Source organism: Amycolatopsis sp. NPDC003731, assembly GCF_053586895.1.
Genome location: NZ_JBSFNC010000039.1, coordinates 22,805 through 39,516, shown reverse-complemented (window position 1 = coordinate 39,516; position 16,712 = coordinate 22,805). Strand labels below are relative to the sequence as shown.

Genomic DNA, 16,712 nt, shown 5'->3' with positions numbered 1-16,712 from the left:
ACCAGGGCATCTGCCGGGCAGATGCCGCCGGCGAGCCTGCCCGCAACCCCGCGGGCGGCGGCCGGCGCGCAGATACGTGCAGCGAACGTCTGGGAGGCGACGCAGTGGCGAAGGAGAACAAGGCGGGCAGGACCAGCGGGTCCCCCGGCGGCTCGGGCAAGGTGCACGCCATGCCCGAGGTGTACGACGTGGACGAGACCCTCACCGTCCGCCAGCAGCAGGTGCTCGACGTGATCCGCACCTGGGTGAGCCGGTTCGGCTACCCGCCGAGCGTCCGCGAGATCGGCGAGGCGGTCGGGCTGACGTCGACGTCGTCGGTCTCGCACCAGCTGCGCGCGCTGCAGCGCAAGGGCTACCTGCGCCGGGACGCGAACCGCCCGCGCGCGGTCGGTGTGCTCGCGGCGACCGACGACAACCCCATGGGCATCGAGATGGACCAGCAGCCGGTCATGCCGAAGGCGGCGTACGTGCCGCTGGTCGGCCGGATCGCCGCCGGTGGCCCGGTGCTGGCCGAGCAGGCCATCGAGGACGTGTTCCCGCTGCCGCGGGAGATCGTCGGCGAGGGCGAGCTGTTCCTGCTGAAGGTCACCGGTGACTCGATGGTCGACGCGGCCATCACCGACGGCGACTGGGTCGTGGTCCGCCAGCAGCCGGACGCGGACAACGGCGAGATCGTCGCGGCGATGATCGACGGCGAGGCCACGGTCAAGACGTTCAAGCGCAAGGGCGGCCACATCTGGCTGATGCCGCACAACGAGGCGTACGAGCCGATCCCCGGCGACGACGCCACGGTGCTCGGCAAGGTGGTGGCGGTGCTCCGCCGCCTCTAGGGATTGGCTTCCGGGCTTTCGCACGGCCCGGGAGATTCACCGGATCGGATGATCTTCGGCCGTGGGGAGCCGAACCAGCCGAGACCGACCATGGCGACCGTGATCCCGGCGGCAGGCAGGACGGGGAGCCCGGCCCCGTCCTCCGCCGAGCCGGACGACGCGCTCGTGCCGGTCAAGGTCGTTCCCTCCGCCGGTGCGACGGACTGCGCGGCCAGTGCCGCCGCGCCCCGCACCGCGCGGAGGGGCCACCCGAGGCACGCCGTCCGCTGCGGCGGTGCTTCGCGCACCAAGCCTCGGTGGCGGCCAGGGTGGGCCAGCGGTCGGCGCGCTCAGCCTCGGCGGCGACGCAACCTGGAGAACCCGAACCACCCCAAGCCCGCCACCGCCACCGCGATCCCCGCCGCCGGCAGGATCGGCACTCCGCCGCCGTCCGACGAGCCACCCCCACCGCCCGTGCTCGATGCCGGTGTGCCGTCCGACGCCGGCGCTGCCGAAGCCGCCAACGCCGCCGCCCCCTTCACCGTGCGCAGCGGCTGGCCCACGCCTTCGCTTCCCGAAATCAGCGTCCCGTCCGGGTCGAACGCGATCGCCTCGCCCTGCTTCTCCCCCGGCAACGGGATCCGCACCGGGTTGCGCTGCAGGGCCGCCAGGACGTCGCCGTCCGGGGCCGCGTACACGTACGCGTCCGTGTACGTCCTCAAGGCCACCGCGCTGCCGTCGGCCATCGAGGCACCGCCCGTCACCAGGACCGAGCCGATCGAACCGACCGGGCCGCCCTGGGTGTCCGTCGTGGCGATCTTCACCGTTCCGACCTTTTCCAGCGTGGTCGGGCCCGGGCTCGCCAGTGGCCCCGATGGCCGGTAGACCCGGGCCTCGCCGAGGATGTCCTTGGTGATCAGGTACGGCGTTCCCGCCTTGTCCATGATCAGCGCTTCGGTGTCGTGCTGGCCGTCCGGGTAGGTGAGCCGGTGCAGCGTCACCTTGCCCTGCGGGTTCATCTCCAGCAGGGCGACCGTCAGCCGGCCCTTCTTGTTGTCGCCGGTGTCGGACAGCCACAGCGTCCCGTCCGGCGTGCGGGCCAGGTCCTCGACGTCGAACGGGTCGGTCTTGTCCGTGAGGACCTTCTGCACCTTGCAGTCCCGGCCCAGCACGAACACCTGGACCTTGCTGCCGCCGTCGTTGATCGCGTACAGCTTGGACCCGTCGGAGACCAGGCCGGACAGCTCGCCGATCCGGGAGTCCTTCATCGTGCACAACGGCTCCGGCGCAGGAGCCGCCCAAGCGGGGGCCGCCCCGCCCAGCACGACCGTGAAGACCAGAACGACAGCCCAGCGCACCCAGCCACCTCCGTAGTGTGCGACCACTCCGGTCGCACACTACGGAGACGTGTCAGGCCCTGGTCGAGTTGGTCTCGTACTCGCGCAAAGCCGCCGCGAGGTCCGGGCGGACCCGCACCAGCAGGCGCGTGCCCTCCTCGGCGTGCTCCTCTTCGAGGACCTCGCCGTCCGCGTGCGCCCGCGCGACCAGCTCGCCGCGCGAGTACGGCACGAGGACCTCGACCGTGACCTCCGGCCGCGGCAGGCGGTCGGCGATCACCTCGACGAGCTCCGGGATGCCCGCCCCGGTCCGGGCCGAGACCTGGACCGAGCCGGCCAGCGCGTGCCGCAGGCGGGCCAGGCTGACCTCGTCGGACGCGTCGGTCTTGTTGATCACCAGCAGCTCCGGCGGGAGCGGCTCCTTGCGCTTGCGCGTGATCTCGCCGAGCACCTCGCGCACCGCGCTGACCTGCTCCTCGGGCGCCGGGTCGGACCCGTCCACCACGTGCACGAGCAGGTCCGCGTCCGCGGCCTCCTCCAGCGTCGAGCGGAACGCGTCCACCAGCTGGTGCGGCAGGTGCCGCACGAAGCCGACGGTGTCGGTCAGCGTGTAGCCGCGGCCGTCCGGCGTCTGCGCGCGCCGGGTGGTCGGGTCGAGGGTGGCGAACAGCGCGTCCTCCACCAGCACCCCGGCCCCGGTCAGCGCGTTGAGCAGGCTCGACTTGCCGGCGTTGGTGTAGCCGACGATCGCCACGCTGGGCACCTCGTTGGCCAGCCGCCGCCCGCGCTTGGTCTCGCGGATGGTGTCCATGGCCGCGATCTCCCGGCGCAGCTTCGCCACGCGCTTGTTGATCCGCCGCCGGTCGGTCTCGAGCTTGGTCTCACCGGGACCGCGCAGGCCGACACCGCCGTTCGCGCCACCGGCGCGGCCACCGGCCTGCCGGGACAGCGACGCACCCCACCCGCGCAGCCGCGGGATCAGGTACTGCAGCTGGGCCAGCTCGACCTGCGCCTTGCCCTCCTTGGACCGGGCGTGCTGGGCGAAGATGTCGAGGATCAGGGCGGTCCGGTCGATCACCTTGACCTTGACCTTCTCCTCGAGCTGCCGCAGCTGGCCCGGCGAGAGCTCGCCGTCGCAGATCACCGTGTCGGCGCCGGTGGAGCCGACGATGTCCCGCAGCTCCCGCACCTTGCCCGAGCCGATGTAGGTGGCCGGGTCCGGCTTGGTCCGCCGCTGGATGAGGCCTTCGAGGACCTCCGAGCCCGCCGTCTCGGCCAGGCGCGCCAGCTCGGCCAGCGACGCCTCGGACTGCAGGGCCGTGCCCTCGGTCCACACGCCGACCAGCACGACGCGTTCGAGCCGCAGTTGCCGGTATTCGACCTCGGTGACGTCGTCCAGCTCCGTGGACAGCCCCGCGACCCGGCGCAGCGACGCGCGGTCTTCGAGCTCCATCTCGCCGGTCGACGGGTCGTACAGGTCGTCGTCGTGGTCTTCGGTGTGTGTCAGTTCTGTCATCGTGCCTCCATGTTCCCACGATTCGCCGCGGGAACCGAACTTTTACGTGCTGGGATAGGTGGCGAGGTAGACCGCGGTGCGCTCGGCGCCGGGGCGGCGCGGGCGCGCGCGGAACTCCTCGAGCAGGGCGTTGAGCCGCGTTTCCAGCTCTGCCCGCTCCTCGGGGGCCACCTGGACGACCAGGCGCGACTGGTGCACGCCCTCGAATCCGGTTTCGGCGATCTCGGCCAGATAAGCCTCGAGAACCGCCTGTTCCACGCCCTTGTCACCGCATGAGTCGAGTGTCCACGAAAGCCCCGTCGAAAGATACGGAATTTCCCGGGCGCCCCGGGCCCCGCGGCGCGGCGGCTGCGCGGCGAGGAAGCCGGTCTCGACGAGTCTGCGCACGTGGTGCAGCGTGGTCGCGGGGTCCCGGCCCAGCCGCCTCGCCAGCTCCTTGTTCGTCAGCGCCTCCGAGAAGGTCAACCGGATGATGCGCAGCCGTATTCCGGAGGCCAGCGCGGCGGCCTCGGCTTCGGTCGCGGGACGTCGTTTCTCGGGTGGCACGGCGCACAGCTTAGAGCGAACAGTGATTGACACTTTCCAATCAGTCCCGCCAGACTCGGGAGCCATGCACAGGGGGTCACTCTTCCGCCACGCGGACTTCCGGCGGCTCTGGGCCGGCGACACGGCCAGCCAGTTCGGCACCGCCGTCGGGTACACCGCGATTCCGCTGCTCGCGGCCGTGACGCTGGCCGCGACGCCGTTCGAGATGGGGCTGCTGACCGCGGCCGAAACGCTCGCTTTCCTGCTGATCGGGCTGCCCGCCGGCGTGTGGGTGGACCGGCTGAGCCGCCGCCGGGTGATGCTCACCGCCGACTTCACCCGCTTCGCGCTGCTGCTCACCGTGCCGCTCGCGTGGTGGGCCGGAGTGCTGACGCTCGTCCAGCTCGTGGTGGTGATGCTGTTCGTGGGCATCGCGACGGTGTTCTTCGACGTCGCCTACCAGTCCTACCTGCCGTCGCTCGTGGGGCGGGAGCACCTGCTGGAGGGCAACGCGAAGCTGCAGGCCGTCCAGTCGACCGCGCAGATCGCCGGACCGGGCGCGGCCGGCGTGCTGGTCCAGGTCCTCAACGCGGCGAACACCGTGCTGGTCACCAGCCTCGGCTACCTGACGTCGGCCCTGTTCCTGCTGCGCATCCGCGCGGTCGAACCGGCGCCGGAGCGCGACGGCCGGGCCCGGCTGCTGCCGCAGATCGCCGAAGGGCTGCGGTTCGTGTTCTCCGACAAGCCGCTGCGGGCGACGGTGGGCACGACGGCGACGGCGAACTTCTTCGGCGGCGCGTTCACCGCGGTGTACGTGCTGTTCCTGACCCGGACCGTCGGGCTGGCCCCGGCCGCGGTCGGCGCGCTGCTGGCGGTCGGGGGCGCCGGCGGGATCCTCGGCGCGGTCTGCTCGAGCGCGCTCACCCGGCGGATCGGCCAGGCGCGGTCGATCTGGCTGGTTCCCCTGTGCACCCTCCCCGGCCACCTGCTGCTCCCGCTGGCCGCGCCGGGCTGGCGGCTCGTCCTCGCCGGGTTCGGGTCGGCGCTCGGCTGGTTCGGGATCATCGTCTACAACGTGGCCTCGGTCTCCTACCGGCAGGTGATCTGCCCCGACCGGCTGCTCGGCCGGATGAACGCGAGCGTGCGGTTCATCGTCTGGGGCACGATCCCGCTCGGCGGGCTGCTGGGCGGCGCGCTCGGCGAAGGACTCGGGTTGCGCGGCGCGCTGTGGGTGGCCGTGGCCGGCGAGGCTGCGTCGGTGCTGTGGGTGGTGTGCTCACCCCTGCGGCACATGCGCGACCTGCCGACCGAGGCGAAAACCGGTTCCGCCGCACCCTAGAGTTGCTTCATGAGTACCCCATACGAACGCCCGCGAGTCCCGGACAAGGTCGGTGTCGACGGTCTGGAGGCCAAGTGGGTACCCGTATGGGAGTCCACCGGCGCCTACCGCTTCGACCGCACCAAGACCCGGGACGAGATCTACTCGATCGACACTCCCCCGCCGACGGTCAGCGGGTCGCTGCACATCGGGCACGTCTTCTCCTTCACCCAAACCGACATCCTCGCGCGGTTCCAGCGGATGCGCGGGCTCGAGGTGTTCTACCCGATGGGGTGGGACGACAACGGCCTGCCGACCGAACGCCGGGTGCAGAACCACTTCGGCGTGCGCTGTGACCCGTCGCTGCCCTACGACCCGGGCTTCCGCGCCCCGGAGAAGCCGGGCAAGGACGTGGTCTCGATTTCGCGGCGCAACTTCGTCGAGCTGTGCGAGTCGCTGACCGAGACCGACGAGCAGGTCTTCGAGCAGCTGTGGCGGCAGCTCGGGCTGTCGGTCGACTGGACGATGACCTACCAGACGATCGGGCACGACTCGCGGCTGATCTCGCAGCGCGCGTTCCTGCGCAACCTCGACCGCGGCGAGGCCTACCAGGCCGAAGCGCCGACGCTGTGGGACGTCAGCTTCCGCACCGCCGTCGCCCAGGCCGAACTGGAGGACCGCGAACGCCGGGGTGCGTTCCACGACCTCGCGTTCACCGGCCCGGACGGCGAAGACGTCGTGATCGCGACGACCCGGCCCGAGCTGCTGCCCGCCTGTGTCGCGCTGGTGGCCCACCCGGACGACGAACGCTTCAAGCCGCTGTTCGGGAGAGCCGTGCGGACGCCGGTGTTCGGCGTCGAGGTGCCCGTCGTGGCGCACCACCTCGCGGATCCGGAGAAGGGCCGCGGGATCGCGATGGTGTGCACCTTCGGCGACACCACCGACGTCACCTGGTGGCGGGAGCTGCGGCTGGCGACGCGGGTGGTGCTCGGCCGCGACGGCCGGTTCCTGCCGGACGCGCCGTCCGGGGTGCCCGCGGAGGCGTACGCGCCGCTGGTGGGCAAGACCGTCCACACGGGACGTGAGATCCTGGTCCGCCTGCTGCGCGAAGCCGGGGCCCTGCACGGGGAACCGCGGCCGATCACGCACTCGGTGAAGTTCTACGAGAAGGGTGACAAGCCGCTGGAGATCGTTGCCAGCCGGCAGTGGTACCTGCGCAACGGCGGGAACGACGCGGCCTTCCGGGAGAAGATGCTCGCCCGCGGCGAAGAGCTGAACTGGGTGCCGAAGCACATGCGCGTCCGGTACTCGTCGTGGGTGGAGAACCTCGCCGGGGACTGGCTGATCAGCCGGCAGCGGTTCTTCGGCGTGCCGATCCCGCTGTGGTACCGGCTCGACGACCACGGCGAGCCCGACTACGACGCGCGCCTGCTGCCGGACACGCTGCCGGTGGACCCGAGCAGCGACGTGCCACCGGGGTTCACCGAGGAGCAGCGCGGTGTCCCGGGCGGGTTCGCCGCCGACCCCGACGTGATGGACACCTGGGCTACATCGTCGCTGACGCCGCAGATCGTCGGCCGGTGGAGCCTCGACGACGACCTGTTCGCGCGGGTGTTCCCGATGGACCTGCGGCCGCAGGCGCACGAGATCATCCGCACCTGGCTGTTCTCGACGGCGGTGCGCGCGGAGCTGGAGCACGGCGTGCTGCCGTGGCGGGCGGCCTCGATCGCGGGCTGGGTGCTCGACCCGGACCGCAAGAAGATGTCGAAGTCCAAGGGCAACGTGACGACGCCGGTGGACCTGCTGGAGCGCTTCGGCTCGGACGCGGTCCGCTACTGGGCGGCGAGTGCGCGGCCCGGCGTCGACACCGCCGTGGACGAAGGCCAGATGAAGGTCGGGCGGCGGCTGGCGACGAAGCTGCTCAACGCGAGCCGGTTCGTCCTCGGCCTCGGCGTGCCTTCGGCGTCCGCAGTGGTCACCGAGCCGCTGGACCGGGCGCTGCTGGCGTCGCTGGCCGTCGTCGTCGAGCAGGCGACCGCGGCTTTGGAGGCGCTGGACTACGCGCGGGCGCTGCAGGTGACCGAGACGTTCTTCTGGACGTTCTGCGACGACTACGTCGAGCTGGTGAAGGGCCGCGCGTACGGCGACAGCGGTCCTGCGGGAGCGGAGTCCGCGCAGGTCGCGCTGGTGACGGCGTTGTCGGCGGTGCTGCGGCTGTTCGCGCCGTTCCTGCCGTTCGCGACCGAGGAGGTCTGGTCGTGGTGGCAGGAGGGTTCGGTGCACCGGGCCGCCTGGCCGGTCGTGACGTCGTCGGACGGCGATCCGCAGCTGCTCGCGCTGGCGAGCCAGGTGATCGCCGCGGTGCGCCGGGCGAAGACGGACGCGAAGGTGTCGATGCGGGCGGCCGTCGAGACGCTGACCGTGACCGGCCCGGCCGAGCTGCTGGCGCGGTTCGCGGACGTCCAGTCGGACATCCGGGTCGCCGGCGCCGTCGCGGACATCACCACGCGAGAGGGCGAATTCGCGGTCGAAGCCAGTGTCTGACGCGCCCCGGGACCTCGGCCCGCTGCCGCGGCGGGTCAGCGTCGGCACCGATCAGGTGCGGCGGCTGATCGACGGCCAGTTCCCGCGGTGGGCCGGGCTCCCGGTCCGGCCGGTGCGGACGAGCGGGTGGGACAACTTCACCTTCCACCTCGGCGACACGATGGTGGTGCGGCTGCCCAGCGCCGCCGAGTACGCGCTGGCCGTCGAGAAGGAGCAGCGGTGGCTGCCGGCGCTCGCGCCGCGGCTGCCGCTGCCGGTCCCGGTCCCGCTGGCGGCGGGGCGTCCCGGGGAGGGCTACCCGTTCGCCTGGTCGGTGTACCGGTGGCTCGACGGCGAACCCGCGACGGCGGACGGGGTGGCCGACCCCGTCCGCTTCGCGCGGGACCTGGCCGGGTTCGTGGCGGCGCTTCAGGGCGTCGACGCGACGGACGGCCCGCAGCCGGGGAAGCACAACTGGTTCCGGGGCGCCACCCTGCGCACCTACGACGGGCAGGCCCGGCGCGCGCTGGCGAAGCTGCACGGCACCGGCCCCGCCGGGGAGCTCTGGGAGGCGGCGCTGGCGGCGCCCTGGGACGGCGTGGACCGCTGGTTCCACGGCGACCTGGCCCCGGGCAACCTCCTGCTGCGCGACGGCGGACTGGCGGCCGTCATCGACTTTGGGACCTGCGGGGTCGGCGACCCGGCGTGCGACCTGGCGATCGCCTGGACACTGCTGACGGCCGACGGCAGGCGGGTGTTCCGCGAACTCCTGTCGGTCGACGACGCCACCTGGACCCGCGGCCGCGGCTGGGCGCTGTGGAAGACGCTCGTCGCCTGCACCCGGGACGGCGAGGAGGCCGCGGAAGGACGTCGCGTCCTCGGCGAGATCCTGGCCGGCTAGGGCGTCACGAACCGGCGGCGGCCCACCAGGCTTCGTCGATTTCGCCGCGGGCCACGATCTCCGCCGGGCCCGACAGCGTCGATGCGCCGCGGGACACCGTGACCTCGACGCGGCCGCCCGGGACGTCCACTGTGGAGGCTCCGGTGTCGGTGCCCGCCAGGTGGAAGGCGGCCGCCACCGCGGCGACCGTGCCGGTGCCGCACGCGCGCGTCTCCCCCACGCCGCGCTCGTGCACGCGCATCCGCAGCGCGCCCTCGCCGAGGTGGTTGATGAATTCGAGGTTCACGCCGTTCGGGAACACGTCGTGGTCGAAATCCGGCTGGTCGCGCAGGTCGAGGGCGGCCACGTCGTCGTCGAGCAGCGAGACCAGGTGCGGGTTGCCGACGTCGACCGCGACGCCGGAGAACGGGCGGCCGGCCACCACCGTGACCGACGTGCCGGTGATCGTCGCCGGGCCCATCTGGACGGTCACCGAGCGGTCCGGGTGCACCACGACCGGGCGATCACCCGCGCGGGTGCCGACGACGAACTCGCCTTCGGCCGCCAGGCCGGCGTCGACCAGGTGGCGGGCGAACACGCGCACGCCGTTGCCGCACATCTCCGCGATCGAGCCGTCGGCGTTGCGGTAGTCCATGAACCACTCGCCCGCGGACGGCTCGCCGATCGCCGCGGCGCGCACGACGCGCAGCACGCCGTCCGCCCCGAGGCCGCGCCGGCGGTCGCAGAGCGCGGCGACCCTCGCTTCGGTCAGCTCGAGGCGGCCCGCCGGATCGGGGAGCAGCACGAAGTCGTTCTGCGTGCCGTGCCCCTTGAGGAACTCGATTCCGCCCATGGGGCCAGGTTACCGGCCCAGGGTATCCAGGACGCGCGCGGCCAGCCCCGGATCGGCGCCGTCGAACCAGTGGATCCGCTGGTCGCGCCGGAACCAGGAGCGTTGCTTGCGGACGAAGCGCCGGGTGGCCTGCGCCGTGGCCGCGGCGGCCGCCTCGAAGTCGCCGTCGCCGTCCAGTGCGGCGAGCACCTGCTGGTAGCCGAGCGCCCGCGACGCCGTTTTCCCCTCGCGCAGGCCCCGCTTTTCGAGCTCACGGACCTCGTCGACCAGCCCGGCCTCGAACATCCGCACCACCCGCTCGTTCACCCGCTCGTCGAGCTCCTCGGGCAGGCGGTCGACGCCGAGCACGACCGTGCCGTAGCGGGCGGGCCCCGGCGCCGGCAGGTTCGCCGAGAACGGCTCGCCGGTGATCTCGATGACCTCGAGGGCGCGCACGATCCGGCGGGTGTTGGTCGGCAGGATCTTGGCGGCGGCGACCGGGTCGCGCTCACCCAGCCGGGTGTACAACGCGGGGGTGCCGAGTTCTTCGGCCTCCGCGTCGAGCCGGGCCCGGACGGCCGGGTCGGTGCCGGGGAACCGGAGGTCGTCGAGCACGGCCTGGACGTAGAGACCGGACCCGCCGGCCAGCACCGGGACCTTCCCGGCCGCCAGCAGCCGCTCGATCTCGGCCCGCGCGTGCCGCTGGTAGGCCGCGACGGACGCCGTCTCGGTCACGTCCAGGACGTCGAGCAGGTGGTGGGGGACGCCGCGGCGCTCGGCCTCGGTGGCTTTGGCGGTGCCGATGTCCATGCCCCGGTAGAGCTGCATCGCGTCGGCGTTGACGACTTCGCCGCCGAGCTCGCGGGCCAGGTCCACGGCCAGCGCGGTCTTTCCGGTGGCCGTCGGCCCGACCACCGCGAGCGGGACGACGGGGCTGTTCACGGCGGCTGACGATACCTGCGGGCCGATCGAGAGCGTCCACCGGAAGTAGGATCACGAGCTTCAGGTGGCCCATCCAGTACCACGGTGCGCGCTGAGCTGCTTGAATGCCGCGTGGGGCCGTAGCATCCGAGCACGGCCCGTGACGACCGCATTACCCGGCCCCGCTTCGCGGCGGGGCGCCCGCACCCGCGGGCGTACAGGCGATAAGGAGCCTGCGATGGCCCAGGAGAACACTTCCACCGGTACCCCGGCCCCGCACCCGGTGCCGCACGCGCTGCACGCCGGGCACGCCGCCCCGCCCGTGCCGCCCGCCGAACCCACCCCGTCGACCTGGGGCCGGATCGACGACGAGGGCACCGTCTACGTCGTCACCCCCGAGGGCGAGCGCGCCGTCGGCGTCTGGCAGGCCGGCAGCCCCGACGAGGGCTTGGTGCACTACGCACGCCGGTTCGACGACGTGCGCACCGAGGTCGAGCTGCTGGAGACCCGGCTGATCTCCGGGGCCGGCGACCCGAAGCACGCGCTGTCGAGCGCCACCCAGATCCGCGACGGCCTGGCCGAGGCGGCCCTGGTCGGCGACCTGGCCGCGCTCGCCGCGCGGCTGGAGTACGTCATCGGGCACGCCGAGAAGGCGCTGGCCAGCGCGAAGGCGGAGCGCGAGGAGGCGCGGGCGGCCGCGGTCGCACGCAAGCAGGCGCTGGCCGAGGAGGCCGAGAAGATCGCGGCCGACTCCACCCAGTGGAAGGCGGCGGGCGACCGGCTGCGCGCGATCCTGGACGAGTGGAAGACGGTCAAGGGCGTCGACCGCAAGACCGACGACGAGCTGTGGAAGCGGTTCTCGAAGGCCCGCGAGGCGTTCAACCGCCGCCGCGGCTCGCACTTCGCCGAGCTGGACAAGCAGCGCGCGTCCGCCAAGCAGCGCAAGGAAGAGCTCATCGCCGAGGCCGAGGCCATCAGCGAGTCCGAGGACTGGGGCGAGACGGCGGGCCGCTACAAGGACCTGATGACCGAGTGGAAGGCGGCGGGCCGGGCGCCGAAGGACAGCGACGAGGCGCTGTGGCAGCGGTTCCGCGCGGCGCAGGACAAGTTCTTCGCCCGCCGGTCCGCGGTGTTCTCCGAGCGCGACGCGGAGTTCGGCGCGAACGCCGCCCGCAAGGAAGAGCTGCTGGTCGAGGCCGAGAAGATCGACGCGGCGGCCAACCTGGAGGCGGCGAAGAGCGCGCTGCGGCGGATCCAGGAGCAGTGGGACGAGATCGGCAAGGTCCCCCGCGAGCGCATCCGCGAGCTGGACGGCCGGCTGAAGGCGGTCCAGGACGCGGTCAAGGCGGCGGAGGACTCGCGGTGGCGCCGGACGGACCCGGAGGCCCAGGCCCGCGCGGCCCAGTTCCGCGAGCGGGTCGAGCAGTTCGAGTCGCAGGCGGCGAAGGCGCGCGCGGCCGGGGACGAGCGCCGGGCCAAGAAGGCCGACGAGCAGGCCGCGCAGTGGCGTGAGTGGCTGCAGGCCGCGGAGGCGGCGGTCGCCGACCGCTGAAGTCGCCGAAGGCCGCATCCGGGGCGTCCCTCGGATGCGGCCTTCGTGGCGTTCCCGGCGCTGTCGGCAAGCGGAAGCACCCGAAGAGGTCCGGTCGGTTCCCCGACCGGGGGTCACCGCGCGCCGCGCTCCGCTCCCGGTGCTCCACTCTGCTCATGATCAGGACACCGCGCAGGATCCTCACCGCTCTGGCCGTCACCCTCGCCCTCGCCGGGCCGGCGCTCGCGGCCCCGGCCGGGGCCGCGCCCCTCGCTTCGGCGACCGAAGCCGGCAAGGGCAAGGTGAAGGTCGAGGGCAAGCTGGGCAAGGACCACGTCAAGGTCGGCGAGAAGGTCGACCTCAAGGGCAACCTGAAGGTGCTCGACGCCGCCCGCTCCGAAGGGAGCGTCGAGACCGTCGTCGTGCAGCAGCTGCAGGCCGGGGCCTGGGTGAACATCGCCGACACCACCTGCCGGCCCAACGGCGGGTTCTCGCTCAGCCTCAGCTTCAGCCTGAGCGCCACCGTCTCGCTGCGGCTCTACCACCCCGAGACCACGCTCTACGCCGCCGCCTACTCGGCCGGCACGCTCACCCTGCGCGTCGGCTGAGCCTGGTCCCCACCGGTGCTCAGGTGCGCGAAAACGCCGTGCGCATCCAGGAGACCGCCAGGCAGATCATCGCGATCCAGGCGATCACCATGCCGATCCCCGGGCCGCCACCCGCGGAGCCCGGCGCGTGGGACGACTGCTGGGACCAGATGGCCAGCAGCCCGTCCACCGAGGCGAACCAGCCGCCCGCCGCGCAGACCCAGGACAGCCACCAGCGGCGCGTCACCAGGGCCAGTGCCGAGGCCAGGATGCCGACCACCGTCGACGTCGCCGCGAACAGCTGCGGGATGCCGCCGCCCTCGCCGGCCAGCACCTGCCAGCCCGCGTGGTCGCCGACCCACGGGAGGATCTGGCAGATCAGGAGCGCGAAGGTGAACACCGCGATGGTGAACCCGCGGCGGCCCAGCTCCACCGTACGGGACGCCCGCGCGCCCGCTTCGTCGATCTCGGCCGCCAGCTCGGCCAGCTCGCCGTTGCCTCGCGACTCGGTCACAGCGCACACCCACTCACCGGTTCGGGCCGGGCGGCCGGGGCACCGAAGCCCGGCAGGCCCAGCGTGACGCCGCTCGTCTTCGGCCGCAGGCCGGCCTCCGCGTTGTCGCCCGCCCGCGTCCGCCGGTGGGACAGCAGGTCGCCGTCGGCCACCAGGTGGTGCGGGGCGCCGTAGGTGACGACCGTCTCGACGACGTCACCCGGGCGGACCGCGCGGTCGACGTGGGCGCCGGTCGGCGTGAAGTGCACCAGGCGCCCGTCGCGGGCGCGGCCGCTCATCCGCTGCGTCTCGGCGTCCTTGCGGCCCTCCCCCGCGGCGACCAGCAGCTCGACCGCGCGGCCGACGATCTTCTTGTTCTCTTCCCAGGAGATCGCGTTCTGCAGCTCGACCAGGCGGTCGTAGCGCTCCTGCACGACCTCCTTGGGCAACTGGCCCTCCATCGTCGCGGCCGGCGTGCCGGGGCGCTTCGAGTACTGGAAGGTGAACGCGCTGGAGAAGCGGGCCTGCGCCACGACGTCCAGGGTCGCCTGGAAGTCCTCCTCGGTCTCGCCGGGGAAGCCGACGATGATGTCGGTGGTGATCGCGGCGTCCGGCATGGCCGCGCGGACCTCGTCGAGGATGTTCAGGAAGCGCGCCGAACGGTAGGAGCGCTTCATTTCGCGCAGCACCCGGTCGGAGCCGGACTGCAGCGGCATGTGCAGCTGGTGGCAGACGTTCGGGGTCGCGGCCATGGCGTCGATGACGTCGGAGGTGAACGCCGCCGGGTGCGGCGAGGTGAACCGGACGCGCTCGAGGCCGTCGACGGTCCCGCACGCGCGCAGCAGCTTGCCGAACGCCAGCCTGTCCCCGAATTCGACGCCGTAGGAGTTGACGTTCTGGCCGAGCAGGGTGACCTCGAGCACGCCCTCGGCGACGAGCGCCTCGACCTCGGCGAGGATTTCGCCGGGCCGCCGGTCGCGTTCCTTGCCGCGCAGGGCCGGGACGATGCAGAAGGTGCAGGTGTTGTTGCAGCCGACCGAAACGGACACCCAGCTCGCGTAGGACGACTCGCGCCGCGCGGGCAGCGTCGAGGGGAAGGTCTCGAGCGATTCGAGGATCTCGACCTCGGCCTCGGCGTTGTGCCGGGCGCGTTCGAGCAGCGTGGGCAGCGACCCGATGTTGTGCGTCCCGAACACGACGTCGACCCACGGCGCCCGCTTGACGATCTCCCCGCGGTCCTTCTGGGCGAGACACCCGCCGACGGCGATCTGCAGATCGGGGTTGGCGACCTTGTCCGGGCGCAGGTGCCCGAGGGTGCCGTACAGCTTGTTGTCCGCGTTTTCCCGGACGGCACAGGTGTTGAACACGATCAGGTCAGGCTTGGCCCCGGCGGTGGCCGGCACGTAGCCCGCATCCTCGAGCTGCCCGGCGAGGCGCTCGGAGTCGTGCACGTTCATCTGGCAGCCGAAGGTGCGGATCTGGTACGCCCTGGGTGCCTGGTTCTCGGTCATCGGCCTCCAGGGTAGACCGGCCGCCGCCTGCGGTTCCGCGGTGCCCTGGGTCGCGTGGACGGGGTGGTCGGGTCTGGTGTGCGGAGGTACCGGGCGGCGGCGTGCCGTTCGCGGCGAGGCCCAACTGGGGCGGGCGGGCCGGGTTGGGCTCGGCTGGCGGCCCGGGCTCGGTTTGGGTTGGGCGGGTCGGGCTCGGCTGGCGGGCCGGCTCGGCTGGGCGGGCTGGGCTGGGCCGGGCGGCGCGGACTCGGGTCGGGCGGGACCGGGCTGCGTTTGGCGGACGGGCGGGGGTGGGCCGGGCCGGGTCCGGTTGGGCTCGACCGGCCGGGCCAGGCCGGGTTGGGTTGGGCTCGGCTGAACCGGACCGGCTCGTGTGGGCAGGCCCGGCCGGGTTGGGTCGGGGTGGGGCTCGGCTGGGCGGGCCGGGTCGGTTTGAGCTCGGCTGGGCCGGGCAGCGCGGACTCGAGCTGGGCGGGACCGGGCTCGGTTTGGCGGACGGGCGGGTGGGCCAGGCGGGGTCCGGTTGGGCTCGACCGGGCGGGCCAGGCCGGGTTGGGCTCGACCGGGCGGGCCAGGCCGGGTTGGGCTCGGCTGGGCGGGCCAGGCCGGGTTGGGCTCGACCGGGCGGGCCAGGTCGGGTTGGCTCGGTTGGGCCGGGCGGCACGGACTGCGGTTGGGCGGGGCCGGGCTGCGTTCGGCAAGTGTGCGCGTTGGGCTCGGCTGAACCCGAACCCCGGGCGGGGTCGGCTCGGCGGGTATGGGCGCCCCCTCACCCCGGCTGGAAGAACTCGAGCAACCTCTGGCTCGCGTCCGGGGACATCAGCAGCTCCTGCATGTCCGCCGACATGCGGGCTGCCGCGGCGGTGCGGGCGAACATCTCCCGCTCGTACTTCGCCACCGCCGTGGCGAAATCGTCCCGGTGCTCCGCCAGCGCCAGCCCCAGGACCGCGCCGTCCAGGAGGGCCATGTTCGCCCCTTCGCCCACCGGGGGCATCAGGTGGGCCGCGTCGCCGACGAGGGTCACGGTTGGGTTCGATGGCCACGTCAAGCCGACCGGGAGGGTGGCGAGGGGGCGGGGGGCCACCGTGTCGTCGGAGGCCGCGGTGATCAAGGCCGTGATGCGGGGGTCCCAGCCGGCCAGGAGCTCGACCAAGCGCGCCCGGACCGCCGGTGGGTCGTCGAAGCGGATGCCGCTCTCCGCGAACCAGGCTTCGCCCGTGTTGTAGAAGCTGACGCCGATGCGGACGCAGCCGTCGCCGTTGCGTTGGGCCGACAACGACTTTCCCTCGCCGAAGACCCAGTAGTTGCCTCGGCCGACCATCGCCGCCAGGTCCGGGTGGGTGCGGTCGATGTCCGGGATGGCCAGCTCGACCGCGTTCTGGCCGAGGTGCACCGGGCGGGCGTCGGTCAGCAACGCCCGGACCCGGGAGTTCGCTCCGTCCGCGCCCACCAGCAGGTCGTAGCCCGCGCTGGTGCCGTCCGCGAAGTGCACGACACCCTCTTCGGCGTGGTCGAACGCGCGACCCCAGCGGACCGCTCCCGGCGGGAGCGAGTCGAGCAGGAGGTTGCGCAGATCCGTGCGGTCGATCTCCGGCCGCGCCGGTGGCGCGTCGTCCGGGGTGTCCTCCTGCAGCAGCAGCGTGCCGTCCGGTTCCAGGAGGCGCATGTCCTGGCCCTCGCTGCGGGCCACGGACAGGAACTTCTCGAGCAGGCCGGCCTCGCGCAGCGCCGGCTGGCCGGAATGGATGTCGAGCATGCCGCCCTGGTGGCGGGCGTCGCGCGCCGCGTCGCGTTCGTACACGACGGCCTCGATGCCGTGCACGTGCAACACGCGGGCGAGCGCCAGGCCGCCCATGCCGGCTCCCACGATCGCGATGGTCATGGCTCCCCCGCTGATACGCCGTACTCTTCGATACACTGTATCGCGGC

At 72.8% G+C, this 16,712-nt stretch carries 14 protein-coding genes; 6 read left to right on the top strand and 8 right to left on the bottom strand.

Annotation, left to right across the window (positions count from 1 at the left end; genetic code table 11):
• Nucleotides 1–170 precede the first annotated feature (170 nt).
• Entirely contained in the window at nt 171–830 is a 660-nt protein-coding gene (lexA, locus tag ACWDN5_RS18665) for a transcriptional repressor LexA (RefSeq protein WP_167384977.1), read from the top strand.
• Nucleotides 831–1,159: 329 nt separating this feature from the next.
• Here lexA and ACWDN5_RS18660 read toward each other — a convergent pair whose 3' ends face one another.
• From ACWDN5_RS18660 to ACWDN5_RS18650, 3 genes are read right to left on the bottom strand one after another with little or no spacing between them, the layout of a single operon-like run.
• Nucleotides 1,160–2,167, bottom strand: coding sequence for an esterase-like activity of phytase family protein (locus ACWDN5_RS18660; protein WP_310976393.1), 1,008 nt, complete (start codon nt 2,165–2,167; stop codon nt 1,160–1,162).
• Nucleotides 2,168–2,219: 52 nt separating this feature from the next.
• Nucleotides 2,220–3,662, bottom strand: a complete 1,443-nt coding sequence (gene hflX / locus ACWDN5_RS18655) for a GTPase HflX (protein ID WP_310976394.1) — start codon at nt 3,660–3,662, stop codon at nt 2,220–2,222.
• A 42-nt stretch (nt 3,663–3,704) separates the two neighbouring features.
• On the bottom strand, nt 3,705–4,208 hold the full coding sequence (locus tag ACWDN5_RS18650; protein ID WP_310976395.1) for an ArsR/SmtB family transcription factor: 504 nt from the start codon (nt 4,206–4,208) through the stop codon (nt 3,705–3,707).
• A gap of 64 nt (nt 4,209–4,272) precedes the next feature.
• Here ACWDN5_RS18650 and ACWDN5_RS18645 point away from each other — a divergent pair, with 64 nt between their 5' ends.
• From ACWDN5_RS18645 to ACWDN5_RS18635, 3 genes are read left to right on the top strand one after another with little or no spacing between them, the layout of a single operon-like run.
• The gene (locus ACWDN5_RS18645) at nt 4,273–5,526 is read left to right on the top strand and encodes an MFS transporter (protein ID WP_449677186.1); all 1,254 of its coding nucleotides are present in this window, start codon (nt 4,273–4,275) and stop codon (nt 5,524–5,526) included.
• A 9-nt stretch (nt 5,527–5,535) separates the two neighbouring features.
• Complete coding sequence (gene valS / locus ACWDN5_RS18640) at nt 5,536–8,049, top strand: valine--tRNA ligase (RefSeq protein WP_449677185.1); 2,514 nt, start codon at nt 5,536–5,538, stop codon at nt 8,047–8,049.
• Nucleotides 8,042–8,929, top strand: a complete 888-nt coding sequence (locus tag ACWDN5_RS18635) for an aminoglycoside phosphotransferase family protein (protein WP_449677184.1) — start codon at nt 8,042–8,044, stop codon at nt 8,927–8,929. The genes valS and ACWDN5_RS18635 overlap by 8 nt, the downstream gene beginning before the upstream one ends.
• Nucleotides 8,930–8,933: 4 nt before the next feature.
• Here ACWDN5_RS18635 and dapF read toward each other — a convergent pair whose 3' ends face one another.
• Entirely contained in the window at nt 8,934–9,761 is an 828-nt protein-coding gene (gene dapF, locus ACWDN5_RS18630) for a diaminopimelate epimerase (RefSeq protein ID WP_310976399.1), read from the bottom strand.
• 9 nt (nt 9,762–9,770) lie between these two features.
• Nucleotides 9,771–10,682 (bottom strand): tRNA (adenosine(37)-N6)-dimethylallyltransferase MiaA, encoded by a 912-nt coding sequence (miaA, locus tag ACWDN5_RS18625; RefSeq protein ID WP_449677182.1) that lies wholly within the window; start codon nt 10,680–10,682, stop codon nt 9,771–9,773.
• 217 nt (nt 10,683–10,899) lie between these two features.
• On the opposite strand from miaA, the gene ACWDN5_RS18620 reads away from it, so the two are divergent.
• Nucleotides 10,900–12,213 (top strand): DUF349 domain-containing protein, encoded by a 1,314-nt coding sequence (locus tag ACWDN5_RS18620; protein WP_310976401.1) that lies wholly within the window; start codon nt 10,900–10,902, stop codon nt 12,211–12,213.
• Nucleotides 12,214–12,368: 155 nt separating this feature from the next.
• Entirely contained in the window at nt 12,369–12,800 is a 432-nt protein-coding gene (locus ACWDN5_RS18615) for a hypothetical protein (RefSeq protein ID WP_310976402.1), read from the top strand.
• 19 nt (nt 12,801–12,819) lie between these two features.
• Here ACWDN5_RS18615 and ACWDN5_RS18610 read toward each other — a convergent pair whose 3' ends face one another.
• The 3 genes from ACWDN5_RS18610 to ACWDN5_RS18600 form a co-directional block, all read right to left on the bottom strand.
• Nucleotides 12,820–13,293 (bottom strand): Rv2732c family membrane protein, encoded by a 474-nt coding sequence (locus tag ACWDN5_RS18610; protein WP_310976403.1) that lies wholly within the window; start codon nt 13,291–13,293, stop codon nt 12,820–12,822.
• Nucleotides 13,290–14,783: a tRNA (N6-isopentenyl adenosine(37)-C2)-methylthiotransferase MiaB gene (gene miaB, locus ACWDN5_RS18605; RefSeq protein WP_449677181.1), complete on the bottom strand. Its 1,494-nt coding sequence runs from the start codon at nt 14,781–14,783 to the stop codon at nt 13,290–13,292. Before miaB ends, ACWDN5_RS18610 begins: the two co-directional genes overlap by 4 nt.
• A 769-nt stretch (nt 14,784–15,552) precedes the next feature.
• The gene (locus ACWDN5_RS18600) at nt 15,553–16,665 is read right to left on the bottom strand and encodes an FAD-dependent oxidoreductase (protein ID WP_449677180.1); all 1,113 of its coding nucleotides are present in this window, start codon (nt 16,663–16,665) and stop codon (nt 15,553–15,555) included.
• Between the last annotated feature and the right edge of the window lie 47 nt (nt 16,666–16,712).